This window comes from Aquibacillus saliphilus (assembly GCF_020404745.1).
GTDB lineage: Bacteria > Bacillota > Bacilli > Bacillales > Amphibacillaceae > Aquibacillus > Aquibacillus saliphilus.
The window spans coordinates 37676-58335 of the sequence record NZ_JAIZAP010000014.1; the positions used below are offsets into that span (position 1 = coordinate 37676).

The 20660-nt window shown below is 36.2% G+C and carries 23 protein-coding genes and 1 tRNA gene; 11 read left to right on the forward strand and 13 right to left on the reverse strand.

What is annotated here, in order from left to right:
- The first annotated feature begins 437 nt into the window (after positions 1-437).
- From LD272_RS14350 to LD272_RS14375, 6 genes are all read left to right on the forward strand, one after another.
- The gene (locus LD272_RS14350; protein ID WP_369413986.1) at positions 438-1064 is read left to right on the forward strand and encodes an ABC transporter ATP-binding protein; all 627 of its coding nucleotides are present in this window, start codon (positions 438-440) and stop codon (positions 1062-1064) included.
- Positions 1042-2082 (forward strand): efflux RND transporter periplasmic adaptor subunit, encoded by a 1041-nt coding sequence (locus LD272_RS14355; RefSeq protein ID WP_226037390.1) that lies wholly within the window; start codon positions 1042-1044, stop codon positions 2080-2082. The genes LD272_RS14350 and LD272_RS14355 overlap by 23 nt, the downstream gene beginning before the upstream one ends.
- A 12-nt stretch (positions 2083-2094) precedes the next feature.
- Positions 2095-4965, forward strand: a complete 2871-nt coding sequence (locus LD272_RS14360) for an ABC transporter permease (protein WP_226037307.1) — start codon at positions 2095-2097, stop codon at positions 4963-4965.
- A gap of 2 nt (positions 4966-4967) precedes the next feature.
- Positions 4968-5852, forward strand: a complete 885-nt coding sequence (locus LD272_RS14365) for an ABC transporter ATP-binding protein (protein ID WP_226037308.1) — start codon at positions 4968-4970, stop codon at positions 5850-5852.
- Between the two features lie 234 nt (positions 5853-6086).
- The gene (locus tag LD272_RS14370) at positions 6087-6707 is read left to right on the forward strand and encodes a 3'-5' exonuclease (RefSeq protein ID WP_226037309.1); all 621 of its coding nucleotides are present in this window, start codon (positions 6087-6089) and stop codon (positions 6705-6707) included.
- A gap of 422 nt (positions 6708-7129) precedes the next feature.
- On the forward strand, positions 7130-8344 hold the full coding sequence (locus tag LD272_RS14375; protein WP_226037310.1) for an NAD(P)/FAD-dependent oxidoreductase: 1215 nt from the start codon (positions 7130-7132) through the stop codon (positions 8342-8344).
- Positions 8345-8706: 362 nt separating this feature from the next.
- Here LD272_RS14375 and LD272_RS14380 read toward each other — a convergent pair whose 3' ends face one another.
- Positions 8707-8853: a BH0509 family protein gene (locus LD272_RS14380; protein ID WP_226037311.1), complete on the reverse strand. Its 147-nt coding sequence runs from the start codon at positions 8851-8853 to the stop codon at positions 8707-8709.
- 241 nt (positions 8854-9094) lie between these two features.
- Here LD272_RS14380 and LD272_RS14385 point away from each other — a divergent pair, with 241 nt between their 5' ends.
- Positions 9095-9475, forward strand: coding sequence for a MazG nucleotide pyrophosphohydrolase domain-containing protein (locus LD272_RS14385; protein WP_226037312.1), 381 nt, complete (start codon positions 9095-9097; stop codon positions 9473-9475).
- Positions 9476-9605: 130 nt separating this feature from the next.
- Here the strand turns inward: LD272_RS14385 and LD272_RS14390 are convergent, their stop codons facing one another.
- The gene (locus LD272_RS14390) at positions 9606-10070 is read right to left on the reverse strand and encodes a BsuPI-related putative proteinase inhibitor (RefSeq protein ID WP_226037313.1); all 465 of its coding nucleotides are present in this window, start codon (positions 10068-10070) and stop codon (positions 9606-9608) included.
- A gap of 136 nt (positions 10071-10206) precedes the next feature.
- Positions 10207-10359, reverse strand: a complete 153-nt coding sequence (locus tag LD272_RS14395) for a hypothetical protein (RefSeq protein ID WP_226037314.1) — start codon at positions 10357-10359, stop codon at positions 10207-10209.
- A 285-nt stretch (positions 10360-10644) separates the two neighbouring features.
- Here LD272_RS14395 and LD272_RS14405 point away from each other — a divergent pair, with 285 nt between their 5' ends.
- The gene (locus tag LD272_RS14405) at positions 10645-10848 is read left to right on the forward strand and encodes a thioredoxin family protein (RefSeq protein ID WP_255639765.1); all 204 of its coding nucleotides are present in this window, start codon (positions 10645-10647) and stop codon (positions 10846-10848) included.
- Between the two features lie 62 nt (positions 10849-10910).
- On the opposite strand, the gene LD272_RS14410 is transcribed toward LD272_RS14405, so the two are convergent.
- The 9 genes from LD272_RS14410 to LD272_RS14450 all read right to left on the reverse strand — a co-directional run bounded on the left by LD272_RS14410 (position 10911) and on the right by LD272_RS14450 (position 18939).
- Entirely contained in the window at positions 10911-11573 is a 663-nt protein-coding gene (locus tag LD272_RS14410; RefSeq protein WP_226037317.1) for a haloacid dehalogenase type II, read from the reverse strand.
- Positions 11574-11587: 14 nt separating this feature from the next.
- Positions 11588-12178 (reverse strand): polysaccharide deacetylase family protein, encoded by a 591-nt coding sequence (locus tag LD272_RS14415; protein WP_226037318.1) that lies wholly within the window; start codon positions 12176-12178, stop codon positions 11588-11590.
- Between the two features lie 89 nt (positions 12179-12267).
- Positions 12268-13032 (reverse strand): phosphonate ABC transporter ATP-binding protein, encoded by a 765-nt coding sequence (phnC, locus tag LD272_RS14420; protein ID WP_226037319.1) that lies wholly within the window; start codon positions 13030-13032, stop codon positions 12268-12270.
- 17 nt (positions 13033-13049) lie between these two features.
- The gene (gene phnE / locus LD272_RS14425) at positions 13050-13805 is read right to left on the reverse strand and encodes a phosphonate ABC transporter, permease protein PhnE (protein WP_226037320.1); all 756 of its coding nucleotides are present in this window, start codon (positions 13803-13805) and stop codon (positions 13050-13052) included.
- Positions 13806-13815: 10 nt separating this feature from the next.
- Complete coding sequence (gene phnD, locus LD272_RS14430) at positions 13816-14718, reverse strand: phosphate/phosphite/phosphonate ABC transporter substrate-binding protein (protein WP_226037321.1); 903 nt, start codon at positions 14716-14718, stop codon at positions 13816-13818.
- A gap of 51 nt (positions 14719-14769) precedes the next feature.
- On the reverse strand, positions 14770-15684 hold the full coding sequence (locus LD272_RS14435; protein WP_226037322.1) for an NAD-dependent epimerase/dehydratase family protein: 915 nt from the start codon (positions 15682-15684) through the stop codon (positions 14770-14772).
- A gap of 91 nt (positions 15685-15775) precedes the next feature.
- Positions 15776-16825: a selenide, water dikinase SelD gene (gene selD, locus LD272_RS14440; protein ID WP_226037323.1), complete on the reverse strand. Its 1050-nt coding sequence runs from the start codon at positions 16823-16825 to the stop codon at positions 15776-15778.
- 60 nt (positions 16826-16885) lie between these two features.
- Positions 16886-17884, reverse strand: coding sequence for a glycosyltransferase family 4 protein (locus tag LD272_RS14445; protein ID WP_226037324.1), 999 nt, complete (start codon positions 17882-17884; stop codon positions 16886-16888).
- 452 nt (positions 17885-18336) lie between these two features.
- A complete protein-coding gene (locus tag LD272_RS14450) occupies positions 18337-18939 on the reverse strand; it encodes a TetR/AcrR family transcriptional regulator (protein ID WP_226037325.1) in 603 nt (200 codons plus the stop codon).
- Positions 18940-19023: 84 nt separating this feature from the next.
- Here LD272_RS14450 and LD272_RS14455 point away from each other — a divergent pair, with 84 nt between their 5' ends.
- Together LD272_RS14455 and sda are read left to right on the forward strand one after the other, a co-directional pair.
- Positions 19024-19500 carry a small multi-drug export protein gene (locus tag LD272_RS14455; protein ID WP_226037326.1) on the forward strand — a complete coding sequence of 159 codons (477 nt, stop codon included), beginning with the start codon at positions 19024-19026 and terminating at the stop codon, positions 19498-19500.
- A gap of 115 nt (positions 19501-19615) precedes the next feature.
- Positions 19616-19699: a sporulation histidine kinase inhibitor Sda gene (gene sda / locus LD272_RS21650; RefSeq protein WP_226037391.1), complete on the forward strand. Its 84-nt coding sequence runs from the start codon at positions 19616-19618 to the stop codon at positions 19697-19699.
- A gap of 509 nt (positions 19700-20208) precedes the next feature.
- Here the strand turns inward: sda and LD272_RS14465 are convergent.
- Positions 20209-20305, reverse strand: a tRNA-Sec gene (locus tag LD272_RS14465).
- 162 nt (positions 20306-20467) lie between these two features.
- Here LD272_RS14465 and LD272_RS14470 point away from each other — a divergent pair.
- Positions 20468-20629, forward strand: coding sequence for a YfhD family protein (locus LD272_RS14470; protein ID WP_226037327.1), 162 nt, complete (start codon positions 20468-20470; stop codon positions 20627-20629).
- Positions 20630-20660 lie beyond the last annotated feature (31 nt).

Genomic DNA, 20660 nt, shown 5'->3' on the forward strand with positions numbered 1-20660 from the left:
TACTGAAAAAACACTTGGATAAAATCTCATTTTTATCCAAGTGTTTTTGTATGCAAAACTTATTGATAAAATAATGAGAAAAGCCTATGTGCTTTGTTGTTTTCTCCACGATGAATGAATTACTTACAAATGGTCTGTCCTTTTAATATAGCTGAATTGCTTGATTTTACCAGTTAGCATTGACTGCACTATGTGAAAGCGGTATCTTTAAAATAATGTTAACAAGTTTATTGCTGTTTAGAATTGATTTGGAATTAAATTTAAATCTGATACAAAATTAATGAATAATAATAGTTTTATGGACATTTTTTTAGAAACAAGATTTAAGATGATAGTTGTAACTTAGAATTAGTTAGGAGTGATTTCCGCTGAGTATTATGGTGAAAGCAAAGAATGTAGAACGGGTTTATGGACATGGGAGTAAAGAGGTTAGGGCTTTGAAGAATATAAATTTAACCGTTCCAAAAAATCAGTTAGTTGCATTAAAAGGAAGATCGGGGTCTGGTAAGACGACTTTATTAAACATAATTGGAGCACTCGACCATCCGACTAATGGAAGCGTTTACTTTGGCGATCAAAACATTGAGGGATTATCAGAAAATCAACGAGTTCAGTTGCGAAGAGAAAAGTTAGGTTTTGTGTTTCAATCATTCGGGCTAGTCCCGCTAATGACTGTAGAGGAAAACGTTGAATTTGGGCTTCGTATTGCTGGTGTTCCAAGGGGGGAATGGTCTGATCGAATAAAAGATTCGATCGATATGGTTAAGATGACGAAACGAGCGAAACATCGTCCGTATGAGTTATCAGGTGGTGAACAACAACGCTGTGCGATAGCAAGAGCAATAGCTACTAAACCTGCACTTATACTAGCTGACGAACCAACTGGAGAATTAGATACGAAAACTGCTTTTCATATTATGAAGGTATTTCGTGAGCTAGTTGAATCGAATGAAACGACAATTATAATAGCAACTCATGATCCTGCGATGATGGAGTTAACTGATCATGTCTATGCTTTGGAGGATGGTGAAATTGTCAAAGATGAAGAAAAAACACTTAGTTAATGAGATAAAAAGTAAAAGAAATATAGTGGTATTTTTACTTATTATTTTGATACTTCCTGCATGTTCCTTGTTACCAAAGGAAGAAGAAGCCCTTGCACCTCCCCTCGTTGAACCAGCGCAAATTGACTATGAAACAAATGAGGCGACAATCAAGGAAATTGTTAAACGTGTTAATGGTGTAGGGAATATGATTCCGTCCGAACAGCAAAATCTATTTTATGCTGAGTCAGGCGGACGAATTGACGAGGTCCATGTGAAGGTTGGAGACCAGGTAGAAGAGGGACAAGTACTTGTTGAAATGGAGACAGGTAACTTGGGTTTTGACATCCAACAAGCACAAATTGATCTTAAAAAAGCAAATCTTCATTTGGAACAATTACAAGAACAAGGTGCCGACACGTTTCAGGTAGCAATTGCTAAGCTAGATATTCAGTCAGTTGAGATTCGTTTAGTTCAAATGAGGCAGCAAGTCGCCGCTGCAAAACTTGTGTCTCCAATAAATGGTTTTATTACGTTTGTAGGTGAGAAAGTCCGTGGCGATTATGTCGATGCCTTCGAAGATTTAATACAAGTAGCAGATCCGGCCAAGTTGCAGCTTCTTTACACGGCGACAAGTCCTAGGGATTTGAATGAGGTAAATGTTGGTATGCCTGTTGACGTTACGATTTTGGGCACTGAAGTAAAAGGGGAAGTTGTTCAAACTCCTAGTGACGTACCAGTTGATTTAATCGAATTAAACCCAGATTTGTATCAGCGCAGTTTAACAATTAATGTAGAAGAACTTCCAGAAGGTGTTGAGGTTGGTGATGTTGCAGATTTTGAAATAATATTGCAGAAAAAAGACGAAGCACTCACGATTCCTAGAAGTGCCTTGCGTTCGGCTTTTGGTAGAGAATATGTCCATGTACTGGATGGAGAAACAAAACGAGAAGTAGATATAGAAAAGGGAATTGTTTCGGCCACTGAAGTTGAAGTACTGAAAGGGTTAGAAGAAGGGGATAGAGTTATTTTAAAATAGGGGGGATAAGCTATGGCGATGTTGTTACTGATCCTAAGAAAGATGCTTAATAATCGTTGGCTAGTAGGTAGCTTGTTCCTAGGCCTGATTATAACAGTCTCCCTTGTTTCTAGTATCCCAACCTATACGTCTAGCATTCTGCAAAAGTTGTTAGTAAAAGAACTGGAGCAACACCAGATTGATAATAAACAATATCCTGGTGAATTTTCTCATTCTTTATCATTTTCAAATACGGAGAGTCAAGATTTAATCATCGATGCCTTTGATAAAATAGAAGCATATGATCAAACATTGACTCATGATACTGGGATCCCTATCTTGGAAGATGTGACTATTTTAAGAACAGATCCAGTCAGAATTGCTTATGAAGATGAAGAAATGTATGATTTACCGTCTTCGGATGACTACGGACGAATCACTTCGTTAACAAATTTAGAAGAACATATAACTATTCTAGATGGTAAATTCCCAAGTAATGAACCAACAGACGGCGTGTATGAAGTACTCGTCACACAGGCAGCTCTTGTTGACCGTGAGATGGTGCTTGGTTCTGTTCTTAATGCAAGTCGAGATGATAAACAATTTTTAATCAAACCTGTTGGTACATTTGATGCGAAAAATGTACGTGACCCTTATTGGATGGGATCACTCGGAAGATATAATGATGATTTTATCATTCCAGAATCTTTATTTAAAAAAGACTTTCTCTATGGTGAAGACCGTTGGCTGGCAAATGCTAGATTTTATACCGCATATGACTACCATCAAATCACAGTTGCAAATAGTCGGAGTATTATGGGGCTTGAAGATAAGGTACGGGCATTTACCAACGAATTTACTGGTGACGCTGTTCTTTTCATTAATTTTCCGATTGAAAAAATCCTATCAAGTTATGCTAGTAAAAGCACGCAACTGACAACAATGCTTTGGTCGCTCAATGTGCCAATTATCATTATGCTAGCAATCTACTTGTTTATGGTTTCACGTTTAATTGTCGATCGTCAACTGAATGAAATTGCTGTACTAAGAAGTCGGGGAGCAAAGCGAGGCCAAATTTTAGTTATTTATTTAGTAGAAACAGTTCTGCTAGGGGGAATAGCGCTACTAATTGGTCCTTACCTAGGACTTTTACTAGTCAAATTCTTAGGTGCTGCTAATGGCTTTTTAGACTTTGTTCAGCGCTCTTCTTTGAAAGTGACTATTTTAAGTGATTCCTATTTGTATGCATTATGGGCAGTTTTAGCTTGTATTGTGATGGTTATGATTCCAGTTATTCAGGCTACAAGTCAAAGTATCGTCAACCGAAAACAGCAGTCTGCGCGCGTTCAAGGGCAAGCAGTGTGGCACAAATTTTTCCTCGATATATTGTTGTTAGGAATTTCTTGGTATGGTTGGTGGCAATATCAAACGAGACAAGAAGAACTTCTTACTGTTTCTGGGGGAATGCTGTCAGTTGATCCATTTTTATTCTTTGTACCAGCGTTATTTATTATTGGATTAGGCTTGTTCTGTTTGCGCATATATCCATGGCTAATAAAGATAATTTACTTGCTGGGGAAAAACTATTGGTCTTTGTCCTTGTATAGTACGTTGTTGCAAGTAAGCCGTTCGTTTAGACAATATCAATTTTTAATGTTGTTTTTAGTAATGACAATTGCTGTTGGCGTATTTAGTGCCAGTGCAGCACGAACAATTAACAATAATTTGGAGGAACAATTATTCTATGAAAATGGATCAGATGTTGCATTAAAAATGAAATGGGAGAGTCAAGAATCAAGCTATGCATCAGTAGCGCCTAACCAAGAGGAACAAGAAGGACAAGAAGAAACGGATGCCATAAGTAGTGAAACCGAGACGGCAATTTCTTATTCAGAACCACCGTTCGAACCTATCACAAACCTATCAGGAGTGGAGCGAGCGACGAGAGTGTTCCGAAAAGATAATGTTACAGCTGAAGCGAAGGGACAAAGTGTTTATTCTGCAAATTTGATGGGCATAGAACCAAAAGAATTTGGAGAGACGGCTTGGTTTAAACCACAACTATTGCCCCATCACTGGTATGAATATTTAAATTTGTTAGCAAGCGAACCTAGTTCTGTATTAGTATCTGAATCGATTGCAGCGAGATTAGGAGTAAGTGAAGGCGATTATTTAACATTGAACTGGGATCAATCAGAGCAAGCAGAGTTTGTTGTTTATGGTGTTGTTGACTATTGGCCAGCGTTTAATCCTAATAAACAGGATGATGATGAAGAGGAACCAACTCTTATTGTTGCTAATTTACCGTACGTTCAAAATATGATGGGACTTGAGCCTTATGACGTCTGGTTGAAAATGGAACCGAATGTATCAAGGGAAGTGTTGTATCAAGACATAAGAGACAGGAATATCGCTGTCACCGAGATGAATGACATTAGACCAAAGTTAGCTGAACTAAAAAATAGTGCTTTTTTACTTGGGCTAAATGGTACGTTAACACTAGGTTTTCTTATTTCAATTGTAATAACGTTTATCGGATTCTTGTTATACTGGATACTTACATTAAAATCTAGGATATTACAATATGGTATTTATCGTGCCATAGGTATTAAATTAAGTGAGTTAATCGGTATCCTAACTTGGGAGCAGTTACTTACGTCTGGGCTAGCTTGTCTAATGGGTGTTGCAATTGGTGGTCTAACTAGTCAACTATTCGTTCCTTTGTTTCAATTATCGTTTGATCCAAAAGAACAAGTTCCACCGTTTCATGTTATTTTTGACGCAGGTGACGAAATGAAAATCTATCTATTTATTTTATTTATGCTAACGATAGGATTAGGAGTCCTCATGTATCTGCTTAAACGAATTCGTGTTCATCAGGCTATTAAGTTAGGAGATGATTAGTTGTGATTGAATGCAATAACTTAGTAAAGATATATAAAGTGGATGATGAGCTTGAAGTAATGGCTTTACAGGGTCTTGATTTAACAGTTGAACAGGGCGAATTGATGGGTATTATCGGAAGTAGTGGTAGTGGTAAATCGACCCTACTTAATATGCTTGGTGGACTAGATCGGCCTTCTGCTGGAAAGCTGGTAGTGAACGGGCAAAATTTATTGCATTTATCTGATAAAGAACTAGTAAAGTATAAACGTGATACAGTTGGGTTTGTCTGGCAAAATAATGCCAGGAACTTAATTCCATATTTAACAGCAAGACAGAACGTAGAATTACCAATGCTTCTAAAGGGAAAACGCAAAAGGGAGCGAGCAACTGAATTATTGGAGCTTGTTGGGTTAGGGCAACGGTTAAATAATCGACTTAGTGAGCTGTCCGGAGGAGAGCAACAGCGGGTTGCTATTGCGATTTCACTTGCAAATAATCCAAAATTACTACTTGCTGACGAACCGACAGGAAATGTCGATACAAAAACAGCAGATATCATTCTTGATTTGTTCCGAAGCTTGAATAGAGAACTCGGAGTTACTATAGTCATTGTTACTCATGATACGAAATTGACAAAAAAAATGGACCGGGTTGTGGCGATTCGTGATGGTAAAACATCAAGTGAAATCTTAAGACGTAGATTAACTGCTGATGATTTTGTGTCAGATGATGAAGAAAAGGAAGAGGAAGATTCCCATGTCGAACTAGCCGTCCTCGACCGGGCAGGAAGACTGCAAATTCCAAGGGATTACTTGGATGCAGCTGGTTTTAAACCGGATAGTAACAAAGTGCAAATTGAACTACAAGAGGATGGAAAAATTTTGTTGCTTAAACCAGATGAGTGAAAGGTTAAAAGGGAAAGACAATATTTTTGCCCCTTTTTGATAGTTGAAAAAAGGGGCAAAAATATTTTAGTTCAAATTCCATATTTCAGACATAACTAGACCAAGGTGGAAAAATTAATTACTTATTTTAATCCTAATGAAAGATTAATAGAGTTCGTGTTAGAATAAGTTAATAGAAATTGATTTGGTATAGCTACATCAGGAGCAGGAGTAGCAAAATTTGGAGGGTACAAAATGAATTTAGTATCTATTGACTTTGAAACAGCTAATCGATATCGAACTAGTGCTTGTGCGATTGGTATAGTCGTCGCGAATCAAGATGGTATTATCGACGAATATTATAGCTTGATTAATCCACTTATGGAATTCGAATCACAGAATATATATGTTCATGGAATTACAGAAAATGATGTCGCGGATGCGCCTACTTTTGCTGAAATATGGCCCGTGATTAACGAGTATCTATCAGATGAGATAGTAGTAGCCCATAATGCAAGTTTTGACATGAGTGTACTTCGAGCGGTACTTGACAGGTACGACTTACAGTATCCAGAGTTTGAATACCTGTGTTCGGTGATGATTTCTAAAAAGGTTTGGCCAGGTATGCCCAACTACAAGTTGAATACACTAGCTGATATGATAGGAAGTAATTTTTCTCATCACCACGCTCTGGATGACTCGAGAGTTGTGATTCATTTATTACTTCAAGCCATTCGGGAGAAACAAGTAGACAATTTAAAAGATCTCGTTGATTCATTTCAGATTTCTTGTGGTAAAATCTTTGAAAAAGGATACATAACTCCAAAAGCAAAACGAGCAAACAGAAGAAACGTCACTAGTAGAACTAACGTATAAATAACTGAGGTTTTCCTCGGTTATTTATTTTTTTTAAAGAAAGAATAAGAGCGAGGCGTGTTTAAGGGAGGATATGTGTTCATACATTGTGAGGATGAGAGGATTTCACAAGACGATCTTCAAGTCCAAACACAAAGATATCTTAATTACGAAACAAGAAAAACATACCCTCATTATAATCTTGATCAAGCTCCATCAGTTTTTTAAAATTAGGATGGTCAGTCAAAACACTAATTGTTAGACGGAAATACCTCTATTTGTTAATATAAAAGAAATGAGTGAAAATATGTCAATTCAACTTAATATATGGCTTTTCTTGTGAAAAGTTATACATATGGAATTGATTACCGTTTATTGTTTAAGAACCAAACTGCTTAGTTTGTGTACTTTTATATACTTAAATTTTGAAAGGTGGAAGTAAATTGAACGATAATAAACCAAAAATTGTCGTCCTCGGTGCAGGATATGCTGGGATGATGACGACCAAAAGGCTTACGCAGAAACTTAGACCAGAAGAAGCAGACATCGTTTTGATAAATAAGCATAATTACCATTACCAAACAACGTGGCTTCATGAAGTCGCAGCAGGAACTATTGACGATAATCGTTCTAGGATTATGATTAGTGATGTCATTAACACGAATCGTGTCCAATTACTGCAAGATACTGTTGTAGAAATCAACCGTGATGAAAAACGAGTGATGCTAGAAAACGGAGAAGTGGATTATGACTATCTAGTTATAGGGCTAGGTTTTGAAAAAGCAACTTTCGGAATTCCTGGAATGGAAGAAAATGCATTTACTATCCAAAGTGTTGACAAGAGCCGGATGATACGTGAGCACATCGAATATCAATTTGCACGATATAAAAATGAAGACGGTGACAAAGACGAGTTACTAACAATTATTGTTGGTGGAGGCGGATTCACAGGCATAGAATTTGTTGGTGAACTTGCTGAAAAAGTACCTGAGCTTTGTAGCAAATACGATATACCAAGACAAAAGGTTAGAGTGGTTAACATTGAAGCGGCCCCAACTATCTTACCTGGATTTGACCAAGAGTTAATCGATTATGCACGTAACTCTCTTGAATCACGTGGGATTGAGTTTAAAACTGGCATGATGATAAAAGAATGTAAGGAAGATAGTGTCGTTGTAGGTGAAGATGAAGAAGAAATTAAAGCTGGAACCATTGTATGGACTGGTGGAGTTCAAGCAAATGCAATAATTGGAAAATCCGGTTTTGAATTAACAAAAGGTAAAGTGAATGTAAACGAAGATTTACGCGCACCTGGCTATGATGATATTTTTGTTCTTGGAGACTGTTCTTGGGTAATGGATAAAGAAAGTGGTCGCCCGTATCCTCCAACTGCACAGTTAGCTATGCAAGAGGCTGATATATGCGCAAATAATCTCCGTGCACTAATCCATGGAGAGTCACTTGAAAGCTTTGTATTCGATAATAAAGGCACAGTTGCTTCCCTAGGTGGAAAACATGCAATGGGAACCGTATTTGAGGGTAAAAAGCTTTTTGGTGTAACAGCCAAAGCGATGAAGAACGTTATTGATGATCGCTATTTATTCTTGCTCGGTGGACCCCTATTAGTACTTAAAAAAGGAAAGTTTCGCCCATTTTAAGCGTAGATTATATAAAATGTGAATTTAGAATTCCGTTATAGGAGGGTAAAAGTTAATGAAAAATACACTTCTTTTTACATTAATTACGTTGGCATCAACAGTCGCATATGTAGTATTTTCTCGTAACATGGAGAACACAAGAGATTTCCATTAAAATAGAATGAAACAAAACAGCTAGTAATCCTCGAGGGTTACTAGCTGTTTTTGCTTAGGAAAGTATAAAATTGGTTCGTGTGGTGATTTTTTGACATGGTTAGGCAGCGCCCGTCTCCGGCGTCTTCCCTTTTGTTCTTGGAAAACTATAATAAAAAAAGCCCTTATGTCAAAGCACAAGAATTTCTGTATGGTTAAATTTTAACTCACTACATTAAATCATAAACTGATTCTTCAAAATAGAGCCAATGGAAATATTCGATTTGTTCATCAGACATATGAATAACTTCAGCTTTGTTGTATTTCGTCTTTTCCCACAAATGTTCCATCTTAAAACTTCGCTCTGTTTGGCTCATAGTAAATCCTCCTCATAAACCTTCTGTAAAGAAGTGTCTATTTCTTTTTTGTAATCGCTTTCTAAATCTAATTTTATTATACATCTCAAAACGAGATTAAACAAATGCCTTTTTGAGAATGATTCATCTATTAGTGATATAGATATGTTATCTATTAAGACAACTCCCTAACTTGTCAGTGGAAAGATTGATGATTTTCCCGTATTATTAAATGCAATAATATAAAAAGGCTGGGATTTTTATGAAAGAACTGCAGAAATATTCAAGTAATTTTCAAGAACAAATGGGATGGCAAATTAAAGCAGACAATTACGAACAGATTAAATCATCATTAATGAATAATTACATGTTATTAACGACAGAAGTGGCTGAAATTGCGGAAGAACTACGACGATCTTTCAACATAGCAAATACGAAAATAAATGAGGGAATGGACGAGGAAGAAGCATTTCTGTTAGCTAAGGAAAGTATAAAAGAGGATATAGGTAAAGAGTTTGCTGATTGTTTAGCCTATATTACCAAATTCGCGAATTACTTTGACATCGATTTGGAAGATGGTTTTTACCGAAAAATGGATGAAGTGAAGGGACGGAAGAATAAGGATGTTCCTATTAAGAGATGAATCTGATCGAGTTTTACCTAAGGTTTAAAAGACTCCAAAACCAAGTCTAATTTTCACTTGGTTTTGGAGTTTATTCATATTTAGCTGATTATTGGTTAAATTACGACCAACCATAAACATGATAGTAGTGTTATTCATTGACCGAAAATTCTTGAGATACTTGATATTTTTTCCCTTCAGTAGGTGTCATCCATACATTAAGGACATATTCCCCTTGTGAAAGGTCAAGTTCAGTTAAATCAATCGAGTATTCCAATGATTCTCCTGGTTTAATTTTTTCTTCTCCTAAAACTTGCATAAAAGAGGCTACGCTTGAAAATAGGAAAAGTTGCTCCCCATCTTTCGTTTCTACAGAGTAATCAAAGCGTTGTGAACTAGTGAATTCAAGGGTTATTTTATCCTCTGTTTGATTTGTTACTTGATATTGGTAACTAAAGGCTTGTTGCTCGGTAAGGCTAGGTTCCATTTCGCCTGCTACGATGTCATTTTTGTTCGAATTATTTTCGTCTTCATTTTTTTGGTCTGGCTCTTGATTACCTGTACCACAACCTACCAATAGAACACCTAATAGAAATAGCCAAATTAAATTTCTCATTATTTATCCTCCGCCTTCTTACTTACTATTTTCTCTCATTTATATAGTTGTCGTTTGTTCGCTAGCATAGGTTACATTTTATTTCAAAAAAGGGGGCAACAGAGTTTGCTCTAAATAGTTTTATATCTCTGTTAATCTAATCCAATTCTACTTCAAATGCTTCTGGGATGTGAAGAGCCTCGAAATCGTGCAGGCCAAATTCTTCAATAAATTCTACCATTTCGTCAATTGAATAGAACCATTCAAACTGGTTGACGTTAAAGGTTAATAAATATTCTGGCTCAATCATTTTTCCACTCCTATTAATTCTATTGGATACTGGTAACTTAGTCTATTAGATTAGCTAGAGTTTTAGAACTTATCACCCTAGAATCAACTGTAAGGATCAGGATTTCTGTTTAAAAAACTATTTTTCGTGGAAAATAATATAGTAAGGAACCTAATGGTTCAATGAACAAGGAGGCTAATTGTGGTTAAGGCAATTACGAAAGAAGAATTCCATCAGTTCTCTCAAAACATGAGTAAACCAATGGTCCTAGAATTTGGAGCAGATTGGTGACCAGGATGTAAAATGTTGGGGCCGGTGGTCTCAGAAGTATCGGAACAAGTAGAGGATGTAGATTTCTTTAAAGTTGATGTAGACCAATCCTCGGATTTGGCAGGGAAATTTGGCGTACAGAGTATTCCAACCTTAATTTTGATTAAAAATAAGGAAGAGGTCGATCGTCACGTTGGCTTTATTCCAGAAGAACAGGTAAAGGCATTCGCAGAAGCTTGATTATAGAAATAAATGTAAAAACAAAGTCACATGTATCGTGTACATGTGACTTTGTTTTTGGTTTAAATCCATTCTAGTATTCCTCTCAGATCAGGGTAGGTTGTGTCAGGAACAAGCTCTAGTTCTTCGGTTGGAAGTCCTTTTCGATTAATCCAAGCTGTATGAAACCCATAATTCTCTGCACCGGAAATATCCCAACCATTTGCGGAAACGAACAATACATTTTTTGCCTTGGTGTTGAGTACTTTAGTTGCATAGTTATAACTTGCAGGAGCAGGCTTGAATTGTTCGATGTCATCTACACTAATAATGTGGTTAAATATGCCAGAAAGACCTGCATTTTTAACTACAGGGTTAAGCATGTCTAAAGAGCCGTTTGAAAATATAACTAACTGTTTATCCTTCAGTTGGCTTAATACAGCTTTGACTTCAGGAAAAACGTCTAGTTGTAAATAAGCCTCTACAAGTTGCTTTGTTTGTTCTGTAGTTACTGGCCCGCCATGTTTCTTAATTGCATATATTAAGGCGTCTTTAGTAATCTCATAGAAGGTAGTATAGTTCCCCATTATTTGACGTAAGAGGGCATACTCGATTTGCTTTTCCCGCCATGTTTGACTGATTTCTTGCCCTTTACCAGGAAAAAATTCTTCTAGTCGGTGACTTAAAGAATGAACATTAAAAAGAGTCCCATAGGAATCAAAAACAATGGTGGTAATAGGAGTCATTTCTTAATCCCTCCCTATAATAGACGAAATGTATATCCTTTTTCCTTAATAGCATTTATTAACTCAGGCAGTATAGTCAATGTTTGTCTTAATTCATGTAGTAGAATAATCGAACCATCCTCTAAATTGTTGACAACATTTTCGATGATTTGTTCTGGATTTTTTTCAAGTTCCCAATCAATCCCGGCTATTTTCCACATTACTATAGATAAGTCTAGCTCTTTTGCAGCTTTAATAGTATTAGAATTATAACGGCCGAACGGAGGTCTGAAGTAGGTTACTTTCTCTTTAGTAACGGACTCTATATGCCGAACACTATTTTGTAATTGACGATATTGCTGATCGAACGTTAGTTGTTCCATATCGGGATGATTAATGGTATGGGTTCCAATCAAGTGACCTTCATTTAAAACACGTTTCCATGGTCGTTTCGGATAAAGGAGACGTGATTGCCAAAAGAATACAGCAGGGACATTTTCATCCTGTAACACATCTAGGATTTCTGATAATACTTTACTCGGTCCATCATCGAAAGTTAACACTACCGATTTTTGATCTGTTGTGTTTACAGTAGTAAGTACATGTTGATCTGTAGAGTCGTACACGACCCTTGTTTGATCGACTACTCATGGAGTTTTTATCACAGCAGACAACCCCTTTCATCACCCTGCACGAAGGAGTGCAGGGTATTATTTTAGGTATAACTATGTTCTTTCTTTTTTATTGAATGATAGGTCATATTAAATTCATTTTGTTTAAATGCTTCAGGCTTACCATCAAAAATAATTTTTCCTTCTTCTAATGCAATAATACGAGTAGCGTAGCGTCTTGCTAAGTCCACATCGTGGACATTAATGACTGTTAATAGTTCAAGACGTTCATGCATTTGTTGTAAAAGTGTAAAGATGTGATTAGACGTGCCAGGGTCTAAGCTTGATACTGGTTCATCGCCTAGTAACACTTGAGGCTGTTGTAGCAATGCTCGAGCGATACCTACGCGTTGTTTTTGTCCACCACTTAAATGCTCAATTCGTCGGTTTATTTGTTCTGTTAGTCCAACATCGGCAATAACTTGTTTAGAGCGATCCATTTCCTCAGAACTAAACCAGCCTACTAAATTCTTGTATGTGCTTCTGTAACCAAACATTCCAGTTGAGACGTTTTGTAAAACATTGAGGCGTGGAATTAGATTAAAATGTTGAAAAATCATTCCCATTTCCCGGCGGATTTTACGCAATTGTTTTTCTTTCATTTTGGTAACAGACTCACCGTTCCAAAATACTTCACCTTGAGAGGGCTTTTGCAGGCCGTTGAAACAACGAATGAAAGTGGATTTTCCAGCTCCGCTTTTTCCTAATATACAAACAAATTCGCCTTTCTTAAACGTAAGATTTATTTCTGACAACGCATCTTCTGTGCTGCCAGGATATCGTACAGAAACGTTTTTTACTTCAAGCATAAGTACCTTAGCCCCCCTTAGATGATCTTATTACGTACGTGGCTACCGTACAAGTCAACAGCAATAACAATTACCATAATAATTAATACGTCTAGTGACACGGATGAATACTGAAAAGTCTTAAAATCATTAAATAGACGTTGGCCAATTCCGCCACCACCAATAAAACCTAAGATTAAAGAAGTTCTTATTGCAACTTCAAAACGGTAAAAGTAATGCGATAATACGTTTGGCCAAATTTGCGGAATAATGCTAAATAGATAAGCAAACCAGTTTTTTGCACCGACAGCTTTCATTGCTTCTTGTGGCCCAGGGTCTGCAGATTCTATCAACTCTGATATTAACTTGCCTAATACTCCAATGTTGTGAAACATAATTGCTAACACAGCAGGGAAGGGACCAAGTCCAAGGGCAGTTAATAAAATCAATCCAAAAACAATTTCTGGAATGGAACGAACAAAACTCAAAGCAAATCTTGAAAAATGAAACAAATATTTAGAAGGAGATGTATTCCAAGCTGCAATAAAACTGATTGGAAGTGCTATAAGTAAACCAAAAAAACTTCCTAAAAAAGCCATTGATAGTGTTTCTAAACTATCATAAACCATATTTGGGAATTTAGAGAAATCCATTGGAAACCATTGAGATAAGAAATCAATCATGTTACGGAAATCCTTAAACTTCGTTAAATCGAATTCAGTTAGTCTCATACTAATGCCAATAAATAATAATAATACGATTACTGTTATGATGTTACGTCGTTTGAACCACATAGTATCAGCTCTATTCTTCAATAATTCCTTGTTTCAGTGCTGCTTGCCTTATACTCTCGTAGTCTTCATTGGTCGCAGTTGTAAATGCACTTGCTCCAAAAGCGTTAAGGATTTTTTCATCTTCGATTGCAGCGAATGCTTGTTGTAACTGTTCAATTGTTTCTTCATCTGTATCCTGGTGAACAGCCCAAGGATATTGAAACAACTCATCGGACTGCCAAATCGTTTTTAGCTGTTCATCATCAATTTTTCCTGCTTCAACTAGTTGGTTATAAATGGCACTGTCTATTGCACCAGCATCCACTTGTTGGTTTTGAACGGCTAAAGCAGTAGCGTCGTGCGATCCAGTGAAACGAACTGAATTAAATTGGTGATCATCTTCATCCTGATACACACCAAGATCCTGTAGTTCGATACTAGGTATAAGTGATCCAGAAGTTGAGTTTTGATCTCCAAAAGCAAAATCAATTTCTGCAGGATTAGCTAATAGTTCTTCAATTGAAGTCCAAGGATTATCAGTATGTGTGATGATATAGGAGTGATAGAACGGTTCACCATCGATTAGTTGAGTTATAATTGCTTTTGCTCCACTTTTTTCATGAGCAACTACGTAAGTTAATGGCCCAAAATAAGCCATATCAATTTTGTCATAGTTCATTGCTTCAACGACACCGTTGTAATCTGGGTAAACTTCAATGGTTACTTCCTTGTCTAGTTCCTCTGATAGAATCGACTGCAAGTTATCCATTGCGCTTTCCATTTCTCCTTCACTTTGAGCTGGTATAACACCAATTGTGAAGGGTCCACTTTCTTCTCCTTCTTTGCTTTCTTCGCTTTCTTCACTTTCTTCACCACATGCTGTAAGTAGAACGATAAAGCCCAACGAAATTATCATAATTAACCATTTTTTCATTATTTTCACCTCATTATAAATTTTAATCTTCACCCGTACTATTACTTATTGTTAGTTTAGATTCTTGTTTTGCACTATGTAAGTCAAGCCTTGTTCTAACGAGTAAATTGGTTTGAATTTTAATTGCTCAGTAGCTTTTTCGTTCATCAAATAGCTGTGTTTAACATCGGCATTTCTATTTTCTAAATAGACTGGTTTGATTACTTTAGCTAACAATTTGTTTAGCAATGTGACAAGCTCATTTAGGCTTGTTTGGGTGTTCGTACTAATATTAAAGATTTGATTATTTCCATGTTCAATTGCGGCAAGATTAGCAGCTGCAATATCCTTAACATAAATAAAGTCTCTGGTTTGATCCCCATTACCGAAAATAGTTGGGGATTCACCATCTAACATTTGTTGTAGGAAAATTGATATGACATTTCCTTCGCCATTATTTTCGATTGGTGCTGGACCGTAGACATTTGAATATCTTAATATTGTATAGTTAATTTTATTAATCCCACAATAAGTTGCTATATAGTTTTCAGCTGTACGTTTGGAAATTCCATAAAAGGAAAGTGGATCCTGTGGGTGATTTTCATCTATAGGTAAATAAACTGGTTCTCCATAAATGGCAGCTGAGGATGAAAATATCAGTTTTTTCACGTCATACTTTTTGCAGCTTTCTAGTATGTTTATCGTTCCTAAGATATTTGATCTAGCATCCTGTCCTGGATCTGCAATCGATTGATTGACATCAACTTGGGCGGCAAGGTGAATGACATAATCTGGTCGTTCTATCTCGAAAATTCTGTCTACATAATCATTAATGTCGACAGAGTAACAAGCAACATTAACATAATGGTTGTAGTGTTCGTCGTTACAACGGTTGTCGATAATTGCAACATCATAGTTATTCTTAATAAGTTCAGTTACAACATGCGTACCGATAAAACCTATGCCGCCAGTTACAAGAACTTTCATCCTAATGTATCCTTTCTATGCTAGCTCAATTAAATGTCCCGCTGCTACTTTAAAAAGGACTCAGGAGAGAAGAAGAGTCCTTTTATCATAGCTAAATGACCTTAATACATCCGGGTTTTTCACTAGTAACCTCACCAATAATGGCAGATGGTACGTGTTTATTCTGAAGTTCCTGTTGCAATGATTGTACCTCAGATTCTGGTACAGAAATAAGAAGTCCTCCAGAAGTAACAGCATCGCAAAGAATCATTTGATCAACTTCACTAATATTTTCGCTATAGTCAATACAATCAGCTAGCCATTTGTGGTTTTTCTTCGATCCACCAGGTATCACATCTTGTTCAGCAAGTTCTTTTGCCTTGGACAATACTGGTACCTTATTGTTATAAATGGTAATACCAACAGAACTACCTTCAGCAATTTCTCTTGTATGACCTAATAATCCAAAACCAGTTACATCAGTACAAGCGTTAACAGTGTATTCTTCCATAGTTTCCGCAGCGACCTTGTTAAGTGTAGCCATTACATTTGAAACCTCGTCAATATCTTTTTGTTCCAGCAAACCGTTTTTAATTGCTGTCGTTAAAATTCCAACACCAATTGGCTTCGTTAGAATTATGCGGTCTCCAGGTTTTGCACCAGCATTAGCTCTAATTCGGTCTGGGTGAATGGTTCCAGTTACTGACAAACCAAATTTAGGTTCTTGGTCATCTATCGAGTGCCCGCCAACTAATGCGGCTCCAGATTCTTTCACTTTATCTGATGCTCCAGCCAAGATATCGGCTAGGATACTTTTATCTAGTGTATTTATCGGGAAGGCAACGATGTTCATTACTGTAATTGGTTTCCCGCCCATTGCATACACATCACTTAATGCATTTGCAGCACCGATTTGACCGAACATGTATGGGTCATCGACAATTGGTGTGAAGAAATCCAATGTTTGAACAAGTGCTGTTTCATTGTTAATTTTATAAACCCCAGCATCATCTGAGGTATCTAATCCAACAAGTAAATTTGGATCTGATACTGATTTAGGTAAGTGACGCAGAACCTGCGTCAGGTCATCGGGACCAATTTTGCATCCTCAGCCACCTTTAGTCGATAGAGAGGTTAATTTAATCATTTCTTTTTTTGACATAAAGTTCACTCCTTTTATAAATCATGTAGTTAAGTGATAGAGAATAAGGTGTAAATTAATCTATCTGTTTTTTAGTATTTCTTGGTATAACTTCAACAAATATTCTACCTCATGTGCACTCGAATGGTGTTCTGCAATATACTGTTTTGCGCTTATACTGATAGACTGCCTTAAATTGATATTATTCATGATTTTCTTCGCATAATCAAGAAATTGGTTTTGATTGTGATAAATGAAACCTGTCTCTTGGTCGGACACGATACTCTTATTCCCTTCATTTCCTGCAACTAAAACAGGTATACCATAGCCCATGGCTTCTAAAATTGCTGAAGATTGGCCTTCAGAGTGTGAAGTGTTCAAAATACAATCAGCTTGATAATAGATTCCACTCATTTCTTCATGAGCTAACTGACCCAAATAGCTAACCCATTTTTTATTGGCATTTACCAGTTCTTTAACTAGTTGACCTTCTTCTTCTTCAAGAATAGGACCTACAATCCAAAGCCTAATATTCGGGTACTGGTCATGAAGTTTTTTTACTGTTTCTAATGCGAAGGGGACATTTTTCACTTTTCTTATCCCTGCTGGAAGTACAAACAAGAAAGTATTTTCTTCTTTTTTATAACTGCTGCTTGAATCTTTAAAATTACTAGCCCCTTGAGGTATCATAACTGTTTTGTGTTTTACTTCAGGCACTTCTTTCATTAATATTTCCTTCGCTTCGTCGTTAAATACGTGAATGGTCCTTGCGTCTTTAATACAAGTGATCACATCTGAACGAGTATCTTTGTCAACTAAATAGTGGTTTAAGTCTGTGCCAGTTAATGTAATCATAAAGGATTTCGGTTTTTCCTTTAAGGTCTGGATAAAGCTATAAAAATGATAGGCATGAAAACCGTGTATGATATCTGCTTCGGGTAACTTAGAAATTGAAGTGTCTGTTATTGAAATGATTTCTGTAGTATGACCTAAACATTTAAGACCGTCTGAAATTCGTTGGACGGTGATTGTGTTTCCTCTTGGCTGGTGGAAATTCGGTGTTGCTAAGACAACTTTCATTATGTTTTCATCCTTTAGCTATTGAACTATTATATAAATTTAAAATAAGGGCGTAAGATAGGTTTCCATATTAGGTTCATCCTAATCAATCATATGGATACTTACAATGGAAATGGTACTGTGAGTTTCTTCATTCATTATTAATAATGTAAGGGGACTTTGTCACTTATTTTGCTTATAAAATTCACTTAATTACTGCTGCAGAAGGTATAAATAGGTTAGTTAAGAATTAGTTGCAGATTTAACACCAATTCTCACTCATTTAACATGAGTGGACAAATTTATGTGCCATTGCTAAATGGAGCGCTAAACCATTGTTGTTTGGATTAGATTTATCTAGTATAACTGCATATAAATTGTGAATTATAAAAGGGCGCAACCTTGAATCAAAAGGTTTACGCCCTTTTAGGGGCAATTCTTTAATTTGAAAGGTGACCAATGTACTTACTTAATTAATTGTAGTTACAGATCCTTCGTAAATATTCTCTGATTTCTTTTTCAATAACGACATCGTTGTATAAACCGGGGTAAATGACAGATTCAAATACTAAGCCGTGGATGAATATAGTTAGCGAATTTGCGCTGTCTTCAATATTTATGGAATTTTTAATATACCCTTTTGTATGAAGCATCCTTAATACATCCTTTGCAAAATTAAGGTTTACTTCTCGAGATTTATCCTTCGTCTCGTGGTATTCCGGGTTCATCGTTGCCATTATTGAAAATTTCATCCAAATATCATTTTCCATTCTTTCTTCTTCTGTATTAGCTTGAACAATTTGTTTTATCATACGAATTGCGTTTTCAAATTCACCCTGAGTCTCCTGTACGACCTTTTGCATTCTCTCCTCAAATCTTTGATAGATAACATCCATGGCGACCATATATACGTCTTTTTGTTTTGGGAAAAAGTATTGAACAGAACCTAAAGATAAGCCTGCTTCTTTGGCAATTTCGCGTGAAGTCGCTTTTTCAAAACCCGAATGGTGAATAATGCGAAACATCGCTTCTACAATTTGATTTTTTCTTTCATCATGATTTATTTTTTTAGGCATAGGATAACTCCTTTGATTTTTTAAGTCAGTTGTATTACAATGTAATTAAGTCGATTGACTTAATAAAAGGGAGGAGGTATTTATATGGAAAATCTTTTTCTTCAGTGTCTATTTGTATTTTTTGTAAGTATGGTTCCTTTCCTTGAAGTGTTTTTAACTGTTCCAACGGCAATCATCGCCTTTAACTTTCCGCCTCTTGTGGCATTAAGCTTAGCTATTCTCGGGAATGCAGTTAGTGTTTTTTTATTTATGTTTTTTGGAGCTGAAATTAACAAACTCTTTAATACAATATATAATAAATTTCGAAAGAGGGACAATACGCCCAAGAAAATTAATCCTCGAATAAAAAGGACCTTCGACCGTTTTGGAGCAATTGGAGTCTGTTTTTTATCATCTATTTTGTTTAGTAGCCAAATAGGTGCTGGTGCAATAACAACTCTTGGGGCCTCAAGAAGTCAAGTGTTTATTTGGACAAATCTAGGAGCTAGTGCAGTAGCGGTAGTGATGGCAACATTATCTGTAGTGGCAGAAGGATTAGTTTCATCATTAGTGAATTTATAGTGAATTATAAAAGATAAATTTGGTTGAAACAACCCTAAGCCTACATTTATTATTTTCATATCAACACTTAAAAGGATATAATTTTAATCTTGGCGCGCTCCAATTTAGGTTAACAATGTATTCTTTATCAGACGAGCAATTGTTTGATAGTTTTAATAAGGCATTGGAGTTACATTTGGATAATTGGAAAAAGAAATAAACAAAAGAAACTCATACAAAATTAGTTAGCTCAAAAGTTCTTAATATGTACGATTTACACTGTAAATCATTTTCTTCATTAATATATGAAGCAATTCACTTAAATTAGCATTAACTTTTATGTTAAAACGCTCAAGAATTACATTCTGAGCGTTTTTTTTGCTATTTGTATTATAATTTCCTGTTTAAAACGCATGCAGATAGTGTGTTATTTAATATAATATTAGCATTTTCTCTCCCATAACTGAATCCGATACTTTTTGAGCAAGATTCTTCTTTTAAGTGTTGATTTTTAGATTGGAGGGGTGGGGTTATTCTAATTTAAGAATTTAAAAATCATACGAAGAAGATAGAACAGACTAACTCTCCTAATCCTACCTCTATCATATCCCCACCAAACGCTAAATGGAGGGATTTGATGCGTTCTAACTATAAATGAAAAAGATCCCGCATTTTCATTTAAGAAGTTGCGGGATCTATGTATGAGTTAGTAATAGTTTAGTTTAATATTGGCGGGACTGTGTGGGAATCGAACCCACCGAACCTGGCACGCAGGTTCCTCAGGGTTTTGAAGACCCAGGGGGACACCAGTCACCCATCCAATCCCATTAAATACTTTAAGATAATTGCTCATATGTTTAAGACGTCTACTAGTTTATAACGAAATGTTGTCATGCGCAAGACAGAAGCATCTGGAAAAATCAGTAATAAATGATTTATTGTTTTTTCCGTCATACTAAATAGAGATTATGAAAAGAGGTGAAATAAATTGGGTAGAGATGAACACAGACATCCTAAAGGTAAGAATAAAACCAAACTGCAACAAACACCTGATTATGCAAAAGGTGCAGTCGGTGTCGATATGGAAATGGCTAAACACCCAGAAGTACAATTTGGAGTTGCAGACGAAGAAAATCGAAAACAAGAATAATATAAATGTTTGACGAAGCGATTTATCAGTA

Bases quoted from the DNA above. Each gene is read 5' to 3' on its own strand.
- LD272_RS14370 (WP_226037309.1), top strand. From the start codon at position 6,087: ATGAATTTAGTATCTATTGACTTTGAAACAGCTAATCGATATCGAACT.
- LD272_RS14395 (WP_226037314.1), bottom strand. From the start codon at position 10,359: ATGATTGAGCCAGAATATTTATTAACCTTTAACGTCAACCAGTTTGAA.
- LD272_RS14380 (WP_226037311.1), bottom strand. From the start codon at position 8,853: ATGAGCCAAACAGAGCGAAGTTTTAAGATGGAACATTTGTGGGAAAAG.
- sda (WP_226037391.1), top strand. From the start codon at position 19,616: ATGTATTCTTTATCAGACGAGCAATTGTTTGATAGTTTTAATAAGGCA.
- LD272_RS14445 (WP_226037324.1), bottom strand. From the start codon at position 17,884: ATGAAAGTTGTCTTAGCAACACCGAATTTCCACCAGCCAAGAGGAAAC.
- LD272_RS14450 (WP_226037325.1), bottom strand. From the start codon at position 18,939: ATGCCTAAAAAAATAAATCATGATGAAAGAAAAAATCAAATTGTAGAA.
- phnC (WP_226037319.1), bottom strand. From the start codon at position 13,032: ATGCTTGAAGTAAAAAACGTTTCTGTACGATATCCTGGCAGCACAGAA.
- LD272_RS14385 (WP_226037312.1), top strand. From the start codon at position 9,095: ATGAAAGAACTGCAGAAATATTCAAGTAATTTTCAAGAACAAATGGGA.
- LD272_RS14390 (WP_226037313.1), bottom strand. From the start codon at position 10,070: ATGAGAAATTTAATTTGGCTATTTCTATTAGGTGTTCTATTGGTAGGT.
- LD272_RS14455 (WP_226037326.1), top strand. From the start codon at position 19,024: ATGGAAAATCTTTTTCTTCAGTGTCTATTTGTATTTTTTGTAAGTATG.
- LD272_RS14355 (WP_226037390.1), top strand. From the start codon at position 1,042: ATGAAGAAAAAACACTTAGTTAATGAGATAAAAAGTAAAAGAAATATA.
- LD272_RS14410 (WP_226037317.1), bottom strand. From the start codon at position 11,573: ATGACTCCTATTACCACCATTGTTTTTGATTCCTATGGGACTCTTTTT.
- phnD (WP_226037321.1), bottom strand. From the start codon at position 14,718: ATGAAAAAATGGTTAATTATGATAATTTCGTTGGGCTTTATCGTTCTA.
- LD272_RS14435 (WP_226037322.1), bottom strand. From the start codon at position 15,684: ATGAAAGTTCTTGTAACTGGCGGCATAGGTTTTATCGGTACGCATGTT.
- LD272_RS14360 (WP_226037307.1), top strand. From the start codon at position 2,095: ATGGCGATGTTGTTACTGATCCTAAGAAAGATGCTTAATAATCGTTGG.
- phnE (WP_226037320.1), bottom strand. From the start codon at position 13,805: ATGTGGTTCAAACGACGTAACATCATAACAGTAATCGTATTATTATTA.